At 56.4% G+C, this 16492-nt stretch carries 18 protein-coding genes; 17 read left to right on the forward strand and 1 reads right to left on the reverse strand.

Annotated elements, in window-relative coordinates; genetic code table 11:
- The first annotated feature begins 4 nt into the window (after positions 1-4).
- From MTC_RS03390 to MTC_RS03435, 10 genes are all read left to right on the forward strand, one after another.
- Positions 5-790 (forward strand): CBS domain-containing protein, encoded by a 786-nt coding sequence (locus MTC_RS03390; RefSeq protein WP_014405276.1) that lies wholly within the window; start codon positions 5-7, stop codon positions 788-790.
- Complete coding sequence (locus MTC_RS03395) at positions 787-1764, forward strand: CBS domain-containing protein (RefSeq protein ID WP_014405277.1); 978 nt, start codon at positions 787-789, stop codon at positions 1762-1764. Before MTC_RS03390 ends, MTC_RS03395 begins: the two co-directional genes overlap by 4 nt.
- Positions 1761-2606, forward strand: coding sequence for a CBS domain-containing protein (locus MTC_RS03400; protein ID WP_014405278.1), 846 nt, complete (start codon positions 1761-1763; stop codon positions 2604-2606). Before MTC_RS03395 ends, MTC_RS03400 begins: the two co-directional genes overlap by 4 nt.
- On the forward strand, positions 2603-3364 hold the full coding sequence (locus tag MTC_RS03405; protein ID WP_014405279.1) for a CBS domain-containing protein: 762 nt from the start codon (positions 2603-2605) through the stop codon (positions 3362-3364). The genes MTC_RS03400 and MTC_RS03405 overlap by 4 nt, the downstream gene beginning before the upstream one ends.
- A 118-nt stretch (positions 3365-3482) precedes the next feature.
- Positions 3483-3896 carry an IS200/IS605 family transposase gene (gene tnpA, locus MTC_RS03410; protein ID WP_014405280.1) on the forward strand — a complete coding sequence of 138 codons (414 nt, stop codon included), beginning with the start codon at positions 3483-3485 and terminating at the stop codon, positions 3894-3896.
- The gene (locus MTC_RS03415; RefSeq protein WP_014405281.1) at positions 3896-5170 is read left to right on the forward strand and encodes a zinc ribbon domain-containing protein; all 1275 of its coding nucleotides are present in this window, start codon (positions 3896-3898) and stop codon (positions 5168-5170) included. The genes tnpA and MTC_RS03415 overlap by 1 nt, the downstream gene beginning before the upstream one ends.
- A gap of 298 nt (positions 5171-5468) precedes the next feature.
- Entirely contained in the window at positions 5469-6782 is a 1314-nt protein-coding gene (gene glyA / locus MTC_RS03420) for a serine hydroxymethyltransferase (RefSeq protein WP_014405282.1), read from the forward strand.
- A complete protein-coding gene (gene serB / locus MTC_RS03425; RefSeq protein ID WP_048189516.1) occupies positions 6763-7467 on the forward strand; it encodes a phosphoserine phosphatase SerB in 705 nt (234 codons plus the stop codon). Before glyA ends, serB begins: the two co-directional genes overlap by 20 nt.
- The gene (locus MTC_RS03430; RefSeq protein ID WP_014405284.1) at positions 7427-8287 is read left to right on the forward strand and encodes a coiled-coil protein; all 861 of its coding nucleotides are present in this window, start codon (positions 7427-7429) and stop codon (positions 8285-8287) included. Before serB ends, MTC_RS03430 begins: the two co-directional genes overlap by 41 nt.
- Before the next feature lie 200 nt (positions 8288-8487).
- A complete protein-coding gene (locus MTC_RS03435; RefSeq protein ID WP_014405285.1) occupies positions 8488-9651 on the forward strand; it encodes a DUF373 family protein in 1164 nt (387 codons plus the stop codon).
- A 330-nt stretch (positions 9652-9981) separates the two neighbouring features.
- Here the strand turns inward: MTC_RS03435 and MTC_RS03440 are convergent, their stop codons facing one another.
- Positions 9982-10317, reverse strand: coding sequence for a hypothetical protein (locus tag MTC_RS03440; protein ID WP_014405286.1), 336 nt, complete (start codon positions 10315-10317; stop codon positions 9982-9984).
- A gap of 137 nt (positions 10318-10454) precedes the next feature.
- Between MTC_RS03440 and MTC_RS03445 the strand changes: the two genes are divergently transcribed.
- The 7 genes from MTC_RS03445 to MTC_RS03475 all read left to right on the forward strand — a co-directional run bounded on the left by MTC_RS03445 (position 10455) and on the right by MTC_RS03475 (position 16485).
- Positions 10455-10874, forward strand: a complete 420-nt coding sequence (locus tag MTC_RS03445) for a hypothetical protein (protein ID WP_014405287.1) — start codon at positions 10455-10457, stop codon at positions 10872-10874.
- Positions 10875-10883: 9 nt separating this feature from the next.
- Positions 10884-11522: a phosphoribosyltransferase gene (locus MTC_RS03450; RefSeq protein WP_014405288.1), complete on the forward strand. Its 639-nt coding sequence runs from the start codon at positions 10884-10886 to the stop codon at positions 11520-11522.
- 97 nt (positions 11523-11619) lie between these two features.
- Entirely contained in the window at positions 11620-12141 is a 522-nt protein-coding gene (locus tag MTC_RS03455) for a flavodoxin family protein (protein ID WP_014405289.1), read from the forward strand.
- 156 nt (positions 12142-12297) lie between these two features.
- The gene (gene guaA / locus MTC_RS03460) at positions 12298-13221 is read left to right on the forward strand and encodes a glutamine-hydrolyzing GMP synthase (protein WP_014405290.1); all 924 of its coding nucleotides are present in this window, start codon (positions 12298-12300) and stop codon (positions 13219-13221) included.
- A gap of 17 nt (positions 13222-13238) precedes the next feature.
- Complete coding sequence (locus tag MTC_RS03465) at positions 13239-14426, forward strand: acetylornithine transaminase (protein ID WP_014405291.1); 1188 nt, start codon at positions 13239-13241, stop codon at positions 14424-14426.
- A 95-nt stretch (positions 14427-14521) separates the two neighbouring features.
- Positions 14522-15271, forward strand: coding sequence for an ABC transporter ATP-binding protein (locus tag MTC_RS03470; RefSeq protein ID WP_014405292.1), 750 nt, complete (start codon positions 14522-14524; stop codon positions 15269-15271).
- Positions 15256-16485, forward strand: a complete 1230-nt coding sequence (locus MTC_RS03475; RefSeq protein ID WP_014405293.1) for a SufB/SufD family protein — start codon at positions 15256-15258, stop codon at positions 16483-16485. Before MTC_RS03470 ends, MTC_RS03475 begins: the two co-directional genes overlap by 16 nt.
- Positions 16486-16492 lie beyond the last annotated feature (7 nt).

Genomic DNA, 16492 nt, shown 5'->3' on the forward strand with positions numbered 1-16492 from the left:
AGGGGTGAAAGTCGGCGATATAATGTCAACAAATCCTCAGTATATTGGGCCTGACGAGTTCGTCACCCATGCCAGGGAGATCATGAGGGAGTACAACTATGAGAGCCTGCCAGTGGTGGAGAATGGCAGGGTGGTCGGCATGGTCACGCTGCAGGACATCATCAACGTGACCTCGACGAGGTCTGACGTGACCGTGACGGGCTACATGCGGCTCACGGTTCCGGCTTTGTCTCCCGAGACCGGGCTTGCTAAGGCCGCGTCCGTGATAATCGGCACTGACGAGGGGCGGGTGCCCGTGGTCGATGGCAACGGGAGGCTCGTCGGCATGCTCAGCGTCAAGGACATCTTCAAGGGGCTCTCCGAGCTGGAGCTGGAGGACGTCTCGGTGGGCAGCCTTATGACGAGGGAAGTGGTGGTCTGCAGGCCGGAGGACAGCGTGTCAAAGGCGTGGCTCAACATGATCAATTACGGCCTCACGGGCTTCCCGGTGGTCGGCCCGAAAGGCGAGGTCATCGGCATGATCACGAGGGAGGACGTACTAAAGAGGGGATATGCCCGCATCGAGCGGGAGAGCGATGGCAGGCGGACGCCCACGACAGTGCAGAAGATAATGTCCACGCCGGCCATCACCGTTAAAGAGGACGATTCGGTGAAGAAGGCGGCGAAGATTTTCATGGAGCGGGACATCGGGAGGGTCCCGGTGGTCAAGGATGGCAGGCTAGCCGGCATAATTGACAGGTATGACGTGATTCGGACCTGCAGGGCGCTGCAGGGGGTGGCCACAGGATGAGCAGGGAGGGCATAAAGGAGTTCGGCGAGAACAGGCGAGAGCGCAGGGTTAATACTGGAAAGTTCGAGCACGACCTCCGGGAGAGCCAGACCACTAAGGACTTGAACTTCAAGCAACGCCTGGCGGAGCGCGAGGGCGGCGTCATGGCTGTGGCCGTGAGGGACGTGGTCACGGTGCCGCCGACTACCACTATAATGGGGGCGGCCAGGACCATGGTGGGGTACGGGTACAGGCGGCTGCCGGTTGCGGACGCCGGCACGAAGAGGATAAAGGGCATCTGCACGGCTGTAGACATCATCAATTTCCTGGGAGGCGGTGAGAAGCGGAAGATCATCGACCGGGTATACGATGGCAACATGATCGTGGCGATTAACGGCCCCATCACCGAGATAATGGAGAGCGAAGTGGTCACGATAGGCGACGGCGCCTCGCTGGAGGAAGCGGTCAAGACGATGATAGAGAAGTCAGTGGGCGGGGTGCCCATAATAGGCCATGAGGGCGTCATCGTGGGGATAATCACCGAGCGAGACATCGTGAGGCTTATGGGCGACCTGGTTTCCGGCAGGAAGGTCGGGGATATAATGAGCACCCGTGTCACGACGGCGCCGCCGGACATGCCCATCGAGGCGGCGGCGAAGGCCATGATATCGAGCGGCTTCAGGAGGCTGCCCGTGGTGGCCGACAGCTACGTCTGCGGTATAATAACGGCCACGGATATAATGCGGTACCTGGGGAAGGGAGAGGCGTTCAAGAAGCTGGTCACGGGCCACGTCGACGAGGCATTATCTGCCCCCATAGGCAGCATAATGAAGGGAGAGATAGTCACCGTCGGGCCTGACCAGGACCTGGGCGAGACGGCGCGCATCATGCGCCAGAATAAGATAGGGTCGCTTCCTGTGATAAGGGATAACGAGCTCGTGGGAATCATCACAGAGCGAGACATACTCGTATCGATGAAAGGGGCGGTGAGATGACCGGGGCCAGCGAGATAATGAGCGCGCCAGTGTACGCGGTCAGCCCTAAGGACAACGTGGCAAGGGCCAGGAACCTGATGTTGAGGTACGGGGTATCCCGCCTCGTGGTGGCGGAAGGGGACGACTTGAAGGGCATAGTCACGAAAAAGGACATCGGAAAGCGGCTCAGCCAGGCGGAGCCGCAGTGGCGAAGGCGCCCCATCGACCAGATACCGGTGGACATCGTGGCGACCCACAAAGTGATAACGGCTAAGCCGGACGCCCCGGTACATGACGTCGCCTCCACGATGCTGAGCCATGGCATATCCGGCATCGTAGTCTACGATAAGGGCATCCTCGGCATTGTGACCAAGCACGACATGGTGAAGTACTTCACTCTCGTCGGATGTCCTCTCAGGGTGGGTGACATGATGTCGGAGAAGGTGGTCACCGTGAGCAGGCATCATACTATCAACAGCGTCATCGAAATCATGGAAGAGAATGGCGTCGACCGGGTCATTGTCAGGAATGGGGGGCCTCTAACGGCTTACGTGGGCATGATTACCCTCGATGACCTGGGCTTCGCCAGCATGGATTTCCGGGATGTGAAGCCCATAAAGGAGGCGCACAGGGCGGTTCGCGCTGGCCCCAAGAAGCTCAGGGGCGTGAGGGAGGCGATGATGGTCGCCGAGGACGTGATGAGCGTGCCGCTGGTGTCAGTAGACAAGAACGCCATGGCGGTGGAGGCGGCGAAGACGATGCTGGAGCATAACTATGACATGCTTCCCGTCATCGACGGCGAGCTGCTGGGCGAGTTCAGCGTGGAAAGCATCATTAGATGGCTGTCGGAGGCCCTTGAATGAAGGTGAAGGATATAATGTCTAAGGCGCGCGTAGTGGACAAGTCAGCGCGCATATCCGATGCCCTCGACCTCATGGAAAAGTACCACTGCCGGCGCCTCGTGGTGAAGAACAGGGATGGTGTGCAGGGCATCGTCACGCTGCGGAGCATCTGCGGCGCCCTGGGGTCCAGGCGGAAGTATAACCATCCCCCGTCACTTTTCCACGTGGCGGACGCGCTGAGCGACGACTACGCCATCGTGGGGCCGGAGGAAGACGCGGGCAAGGCCCTGGAAGCCCTGAAGGGCGTGGGCTGCGTCATCGTGGTGGATAATAACGTGGCAGGCCAGGTCACCGCTAAAGAGGTGCTGGCGCATTTCGTCCCTGAGGGCGCCGTGGGCGTCATCATGAAGTCCCCCATCGTTGCTCCGCCCGACGCCAGGGTCTCACACATAAGGAAGCTTATGATGGAAAAAGGGGTAAGCCGCGTGCCCATCATGGACGGGGACGCTCTCGTGGGCATGGTTTCCGAGACCGACGTGGCGAACGCGATGCGCTCCATCAAGAAGCACTCCCCCCAGAGCCGGCAGGATAATAACGTTGAGCTTTTAATCGCCATGGACATCATGCGCACCAACGTGATCACGGCCACGCCTGAGACGTCTCTAAAGGATGCGGCGAAGCTCATGGTCGATAAGGATATTGGCGCCCTCCCGGTCCTCGATGGGCAGGGCCGCCTGGTGGGGATCATCACTAGAAGGGACATCGTTCGGGCGTTTTAGGACTGTGGGGCCGTGGGGCGGAGAATTCCTATCATTTCAATGGTGGGATGAATCCGCCCCTTGAGTCTTCTGCGGGCAACCGTAAACCTTAATACATATGTATACCATGTGTATGGTAATGAAGCAGGAACACTGGATAAGCGCACGAGGATGTGTCTACAACATCAACTATCATATGGTGTGGAGTACGAAATACCGGCGCAAGGTTCTCGATGGTGCAGTACGCGACCGGCTCATTAAGCTCCACGAGGAGATAGCCAAGGAGAAAGGCATCATACTACAGGGGCAGGAAGTCATGCCCGACCATGTGCACCTAATCATCACCGCTCATCCCAAGTACCCCCCTGCAACCATCGTCAAGATATTCAAGGGCATCACCGCCAAGGTACTCTTCGAGGAGCACCAGGAATTGCGGACGAAGTTGCACCGCGGCCACCTGTGGAACCCATCGTACTACTGCGGCACCATGGGCGACGTGACCGAGGATGTCATAGAGCGGTACGTGGAAATGCAGAAGACAAAGGGACTGTGATGGAAGTCAGGAAGACGGTCAGGATACCTGTCCACTACAGGACGACGAAGAGCAAGATTGATAGGTTGGATAGGTTGACCGCTCGGCTGACGTATTGTATATCATTAATTAATGGTCTCGTCACCGCGAACACGAAACTCGACCGCCCCACCCTACGGAAGCTGGTCAAGGAGAGCGATGTCGTAGAGAAGGCAAAACTTTCTTCAGGCTTCGTTGACCAGTGTATCGACAAGGTTTTGTGGGCGTGGAAGTCGTATAGGGCACTCCACAAGGAGTGGGAGTACAGGTACAACAGGGCGTTGGACAGGCTCGAATCTGCGAGGGACGACGAGGAAAAGATGAGGGCGGAGACCGGACTGCGAAAGCTGGAAAAGAAGGAGCCGCGAACACCGAGGTTCGAGGAAAAGACTTCGTGTAGACTGGACTGCCGGACAGGCACCATCCAGCGCGGCGAGAACACCTTCCGGTTGTGGATGCATGTCAGCACGCTCGTGAAGGGGGAGACGATGGACGTTCCCATGAACCCTTCTTATTATCATCTCAAGCAACTCGAAGGAGCCATGATAAGCGACTTCGAGATAATACGGAAGAACGGCAGATACTACGCTCATGTATCCACGACGAGGTTCGTGGATGATAGAATAACAAGTTCCTATGGGGGCGTCGACCAGGGTTTGAACAGGACGCTGGCAATCGTATTGCTACCCCCAACTGGGGATGGCGTGCCCCGTGAAGAGCTAATGTACGACGAGAAGAGGAATCTGTTGGACAAGTACGACGCTATCATCGCGTCGCTACAACAAGCAGGGAAGACGAGGAAGCTCAAGCAGCTACGAGGCAAGAGGAACAACGTGTCCGTGTACCGCGATTGGCTATTGGCTAACAAGGCTGCCGAGTACACCGCCGGCTACACAATAGCCATCGGGAACACGAGGTTCAGGCAGGCGCAGTATCGTGGGAATGGGATGCCAGCGCTCCGAAAAAGAATAGGCAAATGGAGCTACGGCAGGCAGAGGATATTCATAGCCCATAAGCGGGCCGAACGCGGACTATCCACGATGCTCGTCGATGAGAGGAACACGTCGAACACGTGCCGTTGTGGGAGCAGGCTGGTCGCGAGGAAGTATCTTGACGGTGCTTCGTGGCTCCTGTGCCACTCCTGTGGCTCGAAGCTCGACGCGGACCTCAACGCGGCGTACAACATAGCTCTTCGATGCCGGGATGACAGGCTGAAAGTGCGGATGAACGCGGCGGAGAACCGCACGAGCGCATAACATGGGATGCCCGCCAAATTCATTGGCGGGAGGATGTCACTGATTGAATGTGGTTTTATTATTCGTTAATGGATGGTTTGGTAGCGCATCTTCTTTTTCTAGAGACTAGGGGGAGGCGAAGCAAAGCGAAGCCCCCATTCAGCCTCAAATAGAAGAACCATGTGCCCGGCCATTATCCACATATCTACAACGATCAGCCCAACCATGTCTTTTTAATAATTCAATACAGCAAGGGCACCCAAACGTTTTTATCTTTGTTAAATATTAGCATACTAGCACGAGAAATGGAGGATTAGTGTTGAAGCCGGATGTTGTCAAAAACCCCGTAGCCTCTTTGAAAGCCAAAAACGCAGACGTGCAATGCGTCATCGACGCGGTGGCAGGCAACCAGGAATTCTTTAAGAACGCTTTGCCAATGATAGCCAGCGAGAACATCACAAGCCCTTTAGTGAGACAGGTGTTAGCCTCAGACCTGGGCCACCGATACGCAGAAGGCAAGGTAGGGCACCGATTCTACCAGGGCTGCGGCTTCATTGACGTCATCGAGGCAAAGGCCATCGAGCTCGCCAAAGAGGTCTTCAGGGCGCCCCACGTCAACGTCCAGCCCATATCCGGGGTAAACAGCAACATCGCGGCGTTCTTCGCCCTCTCCCGCCCGGGCGACGTCATGCTGGCGCTGGCGGTGCCGAGCGGCGGCCACATCAGCCATGCCAGGTACTCGGCGGCCGGCATAAGAGGCCTTAAAATTTATGCACATCCCTACGATAATAGCAAAATGAACATAGACACGGATAAGATGCTTAAGGAGATCAAGCGCCTTAAGCCAAAGATAGTCATGTTCGGGGCCAGCCTCTTCTTATTCCCCCATCCAGTCAGGGAGGCGAGGGAGGCCTGCGACGAGGTCGGGGCCTCCATAGTCTATGATGCTGCCCACGTTGCGGGGCTGATAGCGGGCGGCCGGTTCCAGGACCCTCTAAGGGAAGGCGCCGACGTGGTGACCGCGAGCACCCACAAGACCTTCCCGGGGCCGCAGGGCGGCATAATAATGTGCCAGGAAAAGTGGGCTGAGGAGATAGACGAGGCCGTGTTCCCGGGCACCGTGTCCAACTTCCATCCGCATCATAAGGCGGGCCTGGCCATCGCCCTCGCCGAGATGAAGCACTTCGGCAGGGCGTACGCGGACCAGACCATCCGGAACGCCCAGGCGCTCGCCTCGTACCTTGACGAGATGGGCTTCAGCGTGCTATGCAAGGACCAGGGCTACACGATGTCCCACCAGGTGGCCGTGGACGTCTCCAGGATAGGGGGAGGCAGCCTGGTCGCGGCGAACCTTGAAAAAGCCTATATCATAGCGAACAAGAACCTGTTCCCGTGGGACGCCGAGGCGGGCAAGGACGACCCGTCCGGGATAAGGCTCGGCACACAGGAGCTGACCAGGCTTGGCATGAAGGAGCGGGAGATGAAAGAGGTCGCGAGGCTCATAAAAAGGGTCGCGATAGACAGGGAGGAACCCGAAAAGGTTAAAAAGGATGTGATACACTTAAAGTCTCAGTATCAAACAGTACAGTACTGTTTTGATGGCGATGGTGCCTATGAGTTTATCCTCAGGTGATGGATCGAAGCCTGTCATATTTTTCGATATGGATTCAACGGTCATCGATGCAGAGGGCATCATCGAGCTGGCACGGGCGAAGGGCGTGGGCGACTACGTGGCCGAAGTGACGGCGCGCGCCATGAACGGCGAGATCGACTTCGAGCACGCCCTCAGGGAGCGGGTGAGGCTCTTACGGGGCCTTCCCATGCAGAAGGCCCTAGAGGTGGCGGAGAACATACCGCTCATGCCCGGCGCCGAAAAGTTGATGAAGGAACTGAAGTCTTTAGGTTTTCGGACTGTCCTCATATCAGGCGGCTTCACGATTATCGCGAACCGCGTCGGCAGGCGGCTCGGCATGGACGAAGTCTATGCCAACGAGCTTGTCGTCGACGACGGGGCGCTCACCGGAGAGGTGATGGGGCCGCTGACGAGGCAGAGCTCAAAGAAGGAGGTTCTAGAAGAGATCTGCAAGAGTTTAAACATAAGCCCCCGCGATTGCATCGCCGTAGGCGACGGGTCGAACGACCTTTGCTGGAAGGGCGTTGTCGGCACCTTCATCGCCTTCAACGCGAAGCCCGTCGTCCAGAAGGCGGCCGATCTAATCGTGGACGGCAAAAACATGGAATCGCTGATTCCCGTGATAAAGGAGGAATACATTCGACATGCTAAAAGAACTGCAGGAAAAGAAACAAAAATACCTTAAAGAGGCGGAGGAGTTCAAGAAGAACAGGAACGAGTGGAACTCCAAGGCCAGCGCATTCTCAAAGAGGAGGGATGAGTTAAATAAGCAGACTAAAGAGCTTATTGACAAGGCTCAAGAGTACCGTGCGAAGAGAGACGAGTTCAACAGCAAGGTAAGCGAGAACAAGGAGAAGCGCAACGAGCTGAACGAGAAGGCCAACGAATTATACGCTAAGGTCGACTCGCTCAGGAAGAAGGACAACATCGGGAGCGGCCGGTCGCTCAACGAGCTCCGCAAGGAGATCGAGCACTTAGAGTTTAAGCAGCAGACCGAAGTGCTCACCACCGAGAAGGAGCGCGCCCTGGTGGACCGCATCTCAGAATTGAAGGAAGAGTTCAAGCGCAAGAAGGAGCAGCTCGAGCAGAACCAGGAGCTTAAGGCTTTGCTCGCTGAGGCTCAGAGCTTGAGGGACCAGGCATCCGAGTACCACAAGAAGGTCAAGGAGTACGCGGACCTCGCCCAGGAGTACCACGATAAGATGATAGAGTGCTTCCGGGAGGCGGACAAGGTCAGGGCTGAGGCTGACGCCCAGCACAAGGAGTTCGTCAAGGCGCAGGAGACGGCGGACGAGTACCACAAGCAATTCCTGAAAGTCCAGAAGGAGATCAGGGACTTCGACAAGGTAATAGTGGGCCTGAAGAAGAAGGCCAAGACCGAGAAGGAGTCCAAGGATAAGACCGAGTACAAGAAGCAGGCCGAGGACGTCTTTGCCCAGTTTAAGGCTGGCGAGAAGCTCAACACCGAGGATCTACTCTTATTACAGCGCTCCGGATTCCTGTAAGTTACGCTCATAACATAAAACGCGCGGGTTCCTAAAGCCAGGAACCTCCTCAATTCTTTCATTTTGTGCATCGTGAGCCTGTATCATATTTTTATCGTGAGAGAAGCTTTATCATGTCCAAGGTACAAAAAAGTATCAGTGGCCGCGTCCTTTATAGCGTCGGCCCTGTTGAAACGGCATAGAGTGACGATGGGGTCACAATGGATATACTAGTGATTTGTATCGATAAGGATGATGACATAGGCGTGAAGGCGGGCGTCAAGAGCCCCGTGATAGGAAGGGCTGCATGCCTCGATGCAGCCTCACGCCTGGGGATTGCCGACCCCGAGGACTCGGATACGAACACGATATTCGGCGGCATACAGGTCTACGATCAGTTAAAAGAAGAGGGCCATAATGTCGAGCTAGTCTGCATCGCCGGCCACCGCGAGCTGGGCATGAAGTCGGACCGGGCCATAGCCGCGCAGCTAGACGACATACTTTTAAAGTATCCCACCGAGAAGGCCATACTCGTGTCCGACGGGGCGGAGGACGAGTCGGTACTGCCCATCCTCCAGTCCCGCCTTAAGATAGAGTCGGTGAGGCGGGTCGTGGTAAAGCAGGCCCAGAATCTTGAGAGTACTTATTATATTATTAAGCAGCTCGTGAATGACCCGAAGGTCGCCAAGTTCATATTCGTGCCAATCGGGCTCATACTGCTGGTCTACGCCATCACAGTGGGGCTGGGGCACCCTGACTGGTCGCTCGGCACAATAGCGCTCTTCGTGGGCATTTACCTCGTGTACAGGGGAGTCGGCCTTGACAACATCATAGACACCTTCGTCTATAACCTGCGGAGGTCTTTCAGCGAGTCGAAGCTGACGTTCGTCACCTATATCATTTCGCTGGTGCTGATCATCATGGCGTTAATCCAGGGCGGCATGGCGATGGCGGACACAAGGATCGTGCAAATATATTTTCCTCTGGGCCCCGGCTCGGCGGGAGTCATCGGGTATGCGGCGCTTTTCGTCGACTACTCGATCCTATGGTTCATCGCCGCGCTATTGTCGGTCGTTACGGGCTGGATCATCGACGCTTACATGGATGAGAGTGACACGCTCTATAGGTACTTGGCGGCACCTTTCTTCCTAATAGCGGCTGGCTTGCTGATCTGGGGCAGCGCGGAATACTACCTCAAGATGAACAACGCCAAATTTATTGTGCCATATATTAATCTAGATTTCATCCCGGCCGGGCTGATATCGTTCCTGAACCTTGGGATAACGATCACCTCGGCCGTCGTCATAAGCTGGATTGGTGTACGGCTGGCCAACCAGGTAAGGCAGATCATGCAGTACCGTACGGTCGAGACCATAGACTTTTAGAAGCATGTGAGAACTCTATAATGGCGAACTTGATTATATCGCTGCCCTGATAAGCAGATACTGCAGGAATACGATTACCGTGCCGTGTATCAGGTAGACCGTGAAATTTTAAGGATTATAGGGGTCTATCAGATAATGGATGGTTTGATTATGTATCTTCTTTTTCTAGAGGATAAAGGGGGGCTTCGCTACGCCCCCTCGCGGACCCCCCATGTTCGATTGTCCTTCAGACAAGCTAATATAAGAGGAACCGTTGGCTTAGCGACGCTAAACCCTAAAAAGTCTCACCATTGACTAGCAAAAGAAGCTAATAAAAAACGACAAAGATACCTATTGCTCATTTTTCTTTTCCTTTTCATCATCGGGCAGGCAGCTCTCGTCGTCCGCCTTACAGGACTCCAGGTCACCGATCTCCTTGCGGAACTCGGTGGCCTCCCGCATCATGCCCTCCCTCCTGGCCTTATCCTTATGGCGCCTTATGATGATCATGTCGACGCACTTCATGGCCATCTCCTCGGAAAGGCCGCAGGACACCAGCCTCTGCACGTTCTCACGGTACGTCAGGCTCTCCTCCACAAACGGGTCAACGGCGTCCAGCCTGTTCTCAACTTCCTCGTCGGTAAACGTGGGCTTGCCGAAATCGGACTTCCTTCCAACGCCAGCCATATCAATAAAAGCATACCCTACGCCTCACTTTAAGCTTCACTGACAGAAAAGCCGGAAAAACGTTCCGCTAAATACGCTGCTAAATTTCTAGTCTACCGCGGTCGATACTAAATTAATAGAAAATAGAAGGGATAGCTTTGGAGGCCAGTCTGGAAAAGAGCATGGAGGCGGTCTGCGAGGAGGTCGCACAGGCGCTCGGCTACAAGGTGGAGCACAACGTCAACCTCGGGGCCGGGAGCATAACACAGGTGTGGTCGAGGCAGGACCACCCGAACCTGCCGGAGATGAAGTTCGCGGTGCAAATCCTCACAGAGCGGGGGGACGTGGACCCGGATATAATCACTTCGAACGCCATGAAATCCTTGTGGACTGACTGCGACCACCTGATATTCGTGGTGCCCGACCCGGCTACGCAGAAGTCCATACAGGGCAAGGTTAAGAGCTTCGACTCCATAGGGGGGTTCCTTCAGCTTCATAAGTATATTACCACTATCACGATAAGCGAGCTTGCGAAGGGCCTCGCCCAGGCCACCAGGACCACCGCGGCGCAGGCCTAAGGAGGGCGGATGAAGTTCAAGGACCGCGCGGAGGCAGGGCGGCTGCTGGCGCTGCGGCTCGGCGCGTTTAAGGGCAAGGACGTCATCGTCCTTGCCATACCCATGGGCGGAATACCCGTGGCGTACGAGATAGCCCGGGAGCTCAAGGCGCCGCTTGACGTGATCATGGCCAAGAAAATAGGGGCGCCGTTCAACCCGGAGCTGGCCATAGGGGCGGTGACCTGGAATGGGGCCGTGTTGCTCGATGAGGACATGATGCAAAAGTGGCAAATACCCCGGGAGTACGTTAACGAGGTGTCCAGGAAGCTCGTCAAGGAGATGAGCGATAAGCTCGCCGAGCTAAGGGTTGGGCTTGGCAGCTTCCCCAAGCTTTTTGGCAGGGTCGTCATCATAGTCGATGATGGGATAGCCACAGGCAACACGATGATAGCCGCGGTGGAGGCCGTGAGGGATCAGGGCGCCAGCGAGGTGGCCATAGCCGTCCCCGTGCTTCCGAAGGAGATGGTCGAAACGATGGAGCTAGTGGCCCCATTATACTACCTTGAGGCGCCGGAGGACTTCGAGGCGGTAGGGCAGTACTACGAGCAGTTCGAGATGGTCTCGAGGGAGACGGCTGTAGAGCTCATGCTCCTGGCTAATGTGGCCTAGGCTGGCGGCGCAAATTTTTAACTGATTAAGCCCTAGGCTGAGCGCGTTTTTCAGCAGGCATGGTTATCAGGCTGTGGCCTTTATTATTTTTTGAATCATGAATAGGCCCAGGATACTTGTCGTGTACACTTCCCGGAGCGGCAACACCGAGGCGCTGGCCAGGGCACTGGCCGAAGGGGCGGCTGAGGCCGGGAACAGGAACGTGGAAGTCGTGGTAAAAAAGGCCAGGGATGTGTCGCGGCAGGACGTTGAGGAAGCGTGTGCCCTGGCCTTCGGCTCACCCACATACTATAGCTACATGAGCGGAGAGCTGAAAGCCCTATTTGATGACGCCCTTTTGTATAAAGACTCATTTTATAGCAAGCCGACGGTCGCCTTTGCCACAGGGAACGGGGGGCAGTCGAAGTGCGTCGAGAGCATCGAGGCCATCCTCGAGCTGTTCGAGGCCATGCTCATCCAGAAATCCGACATCCTTTCACCGGGCCTGGCCGTACAGGGAAATCCCGACGAGGGGGCGCTCAGGCAGGCGAAGGCCGTGGGGCGGAAGCTAGGCGAGGCCGGGGTGGAGTACGCCTGCCGCAAGGGGAGCGAGGGCATCATCGTCGGCAAGGGTAAATAAGTCTAATCATAAGAAAGAGACGGTCGGGCAGATGGTTCTTTTTATTTTGAGGCTAAAGGGGGCTTCGCTTTTTGTCTCAGAAAAAGATATTCGACAAAGCATCACATCAGATACTTTTAAATATTGAATATCCTTATTTTGACCAGCAATCGGAGCATGATCCAGGTGGACGTTGACAATTTCATAACGGATGCCGTCGCCTCCATTAAGGCGCAGGTGAAAGATGGCAGGGCGCTCATCGCGCTATCGGGCGGGGTGGACAGCTCGGTCTGCGCGGTGCTAGCCCACAGGGCGCTGGGCGAGCGGCTAATACCCGTATACGTAGACACGGGCCTCATGCGAAAGGGAGAGACCGACCGCATAAAGAGCGTCTTCAGCTTCATGAAGCCCCGCATAGTGGACGCTAGCGACCGGTTTTTCAGCGCTTTAAGGGGGGTTACTGACCCCGAGAAGAAGAGAAAGGCGGTTGGCGAGACTTTTATAAGGGTATTCGAGTCGGTGGCCAGAGACCTCAACGTGGACTACCTCATCCAGGGCACCATATACCCTGACAGGATAGAGTCAGAGGGGGGAATCAAATCCCACCATAACGTGGGAGGCATGCCCTCGGTGATAGAATTCAAGGGCATTGTGGAGCCCATCGCGGACCTCTACAAGGATGAGGTGCGCGAGGTGGCAAGGGCGCTGAAGCTGCCCGAAGAGATATCGGAGCGCATGCCCTTCCCGGGTCCCGGGCTTTCCGTCCGCGTCATCGGGGAGGTCACGAGGGATAAGATAGAGGTGGTGAGGGAGGCAAACGCCATAGTCGAGGATGAGCTTGTGAGCAGGTACAGGCCCTGGCAGTGCCTCGCGGCCCTGATTGGAAAGGGCACCGGGGTCAAGGGAGACAACAGGGTCCACGGGTGGATAATAGCGGTAAGGGCGGTGGAGTCCAGGGACGCCATGACGGCCAACCACATGGAGCTGCCATGGGAGACGCTCAACAGGATATCCTCCCGCATAACCTCGGAGATTCCTTCGGTGGCCCGCGTGGTCTACGATATAACCCCCAAGCCCCCGGCCACCATAGAGTTCGAATAAAGAGAAAGTGAGAAAGAATGGCACGCACTAAACAGGTAAGGCTCTCCGCGGAGGAGGCCATAGCGAAGGACGCCAGGTACGTGATACAGACGTATGGGCGCCAGCCCATCGTGCTTTCGCGCGGAAAGGGCGCCCTGGTATGGGACGTGAACGGCAGAGAGTACGTGGACTGCGTGGCGGGGATTGCCGTCAATAACCTCGGGCACTGCCACCCGAAGGTGGTGGCGGCCATCCAGGAGCAGGCGGCCAGGCTCATGCATACCTCTAACCTGTATTACACTGACATACAGCCGGAGCTAGCCGAAAAGCTGGCGCAGATAACTAAGATGGACCGCGTGTTCTTCGCCAACTCGGGAACCGAGTCCATAGAAGCCGCCCTTAAGCTCGCCAGGAAGGCCACTGGCAAGAAAGGGTTTATAGCCGCCGAGCACTGCTTCCACGGCCGGACCATGGGGGCTTTGAGCATAACTCATAAGTCTAAGTATAGGGAGCCTTTCGAGCCACTTGTGCCCGGGGCCAGGTTCGTCCCTTACGGGGACGCGAACGCCATTCGCCGCGCCCTGGACAATGATGTGGCTGCGGTCGTGCTCGAGCCGATTCAGGGCGAGGGAGGCGTGCGGATGCCTCCAGATGGCTACTTAGAGGAGGTCAGGGAGGCGTGCGACAGGGCCGGCGTATTGCTGATATTCGACGAGGTCCAGACGGGCATGGGGCGCACCGGAAAGTGGTTTGCCAAGGAGCACTCCGGGGTGGAGCCTGACATCATGTGCGTCGCTAAAGGGATAGCCGGGGGCTTCCCCATGGGCATCATGGCGGCCCAGGAAGGCGTCGCAAGCGCCTTCAGGAAGGGCGACCATGCCTCCACGTTCGGCGGTAACGCTCTCGGGTGCGCCGCCGCTCTGGCCACGATAAGGGCCATCGAGGAGGAGAACCTGCTTGAGCGCTCAAGGGTGATGGGCGAATACCTAAAGAAAGAGCTGTCCATCCATTGTAAGCAGGACTTCGTGGACCATGTGAGGGGCGTAGGCATGATGGTTGGCGTTCAGCTTAATAAGGATGGAAACTCCCTGGTCGATAAGGCCCGCGAAAAGGGGGTCCTCATCAACGTGACCAGCGATACCGTGATAAGGCTGGTCCCGCCATTCGTCATCACCAGGGAGCAGGTGGATAGGGCCGTGGGCGTCATCAGCGAGCTTACCCTGTAATGGCCTTATTGCCTTTTCTTTTTTGCCAGAAACGTTTTTAATAAAGCCGAATATATGAGGTAAGGCATATTTCGCGTTTTAGGATGTGCATCCTCATGCTCAACATAGAACATTTAACCGTCGAGGTAGACGGCAAGCGCATATTAAACGACGTGAACTTACATATAGGGGAGGGCGAGACCCACGCCCTGTTCGGCCCTAACGGGTCGGGCAAAACCTCCCTGCTATTCACGATCGCAGGAGTGCCCAAGTACAGGGTAAAGTCAGGAAAGATACTCTTCAAGGGCAAGGATATTACTGACGCGCCCATGGACGAGCGGGCAAAGCTCGGGATAGGCATCATGTTCCAGCATCCACCCGTTTTAAGGGGCGTTAAGCTCATGGACATGGTAAAGATAAGCATGGAACGCTTAAGGGAGAAAAAGGTATCCGACGAGGAGGTCAAAGAGCTGGCAAAAAAGCTCAACCTCGAGGGCTTCCTCTCAAGGGACGTTAACCTTGGCTTCTCGGGAGGCGAGATAAAGCGCTCGGAGCTATTACAATTGCTGGCGCAGAGGCCCGACCTCGTCCTGCTCGACGAGCCGGACAGCGGCGTAGACCTGGTCAATATCGGCCTCGTCGGCAACACGATAAACGAGCTGCTGCAGAAGGACCGGAAGACGGTCCACCGCACCAAGTCCGGCCTGATTATAACGCACTTCGGGAACATTCTGGACTACGTTAAGGCCGACAAGGCATATGTGATGATGAAGGGCACCGTTCTCTGCCAGGGCAACCCGGTGGAGCTTTTAGAGGATATCAGGCACCATGGGTACTCGGAGTGTTTGGCATGCTTGAGCAGGTAATGATAGAGGACATAAGGAGGAGGGCGGAGGCGGCAAAGGACAAGAAGGCCGCCTACGGGAACGACGTTGACTTGGATAAGTACCTGCACGACGTGCCCATACGGGAGCGGATAACTACGCTGGGCGAGCTATCGGCGGGCATCAGGGAGAGGGCGCTGACGATAGGCATGGACGCCACGGAGGCGTACCGCTCCGGCTCGTTCTTCCAGCACGACCAGACGGTCCTCATCTCGAAGTCCATGCAGGAGGGCCTCGAGGTCATGGACATCAACGAGGCCCTTGAAAAGTATGATTGGATGAAGGATTATTATTTCAAGCTGGTGCAGCCGGACCAGGATAAGTATACGGCTTATAGCGCCACCCATAAAGTCGCCGGCTATTTCATAAGGGCGCTCCCCGGGGCCAAGATAGAGTTCCCGCTGCAGGCCTGTTTGTATATGGGCAGGGAGGGCATGATCCAGAACGTCCACAACGTCATCATAGCGGAGGAGGGGAGCGAGCTTCACATCATCTCGGGCTGCACGTCAGATACGCATGTTACGCAGGGCGTCCACATTGGCATATCCGAGTTCTACGTGAAGGATAACGCTAAACTAACTTTCACCATGATACACAACTGGGCGGAGAATTTAATCGTGAGGCCCAGGTCGAGCACGAGGATTGGCAAGAACGCGGTGTTCATGAGCAACTACGTGTGCATGAGGCCCGTCAAGGACATACAGATGTACCCCTCCTCTATCATGGAGGGGGAGAATAGCGTGGCGCGGTATAACACCGTGGTGGTGGCCCTGAAGGGCTCGCACATGGACCTCGGCTCGAAGGCCGTGCTCAAGGCTAAAGGCTGTAAGGCGGAGATCATTGCCAGGACTATCAGCAGGGGTGGCTACATCGCGTCCAGGGGCCTCATCGAGGGTGACGTGCCCGACACGAAGGCGCACCTGGAGTGCCGTGGCTTATTGTTGTCTGACGAGGGTACCATTTACGCCGTCCCGGAGCTTTTGGGCACGGTGCAGGGCGTAGACCTGAGCCACGAGGCCGCCGTCGGCAAGATAAACGAGGAAGAGATTCAATACCTCATGGCGAGGGGCGTCGACTCGGACACGGCCACCGCCCTCATCGTTCGAGGGTTCCTGGAAGTGGACATCGAGGGGCTGCCGCCCGCCCTGCAGGCCGAGATGAAGAAGAACATCGAGCTGGGCGGAAGGGGCATGTAACGCCCAC

It is taken from the genome of Methanocella conradii HZ254 (genome assembly GCF_000251105.1).
Lineage (GTDB): Archaea > Halobacteriota > Methanocellia > Methanocellales > Methanocellaceae > Methanocella > Methanocella conradii.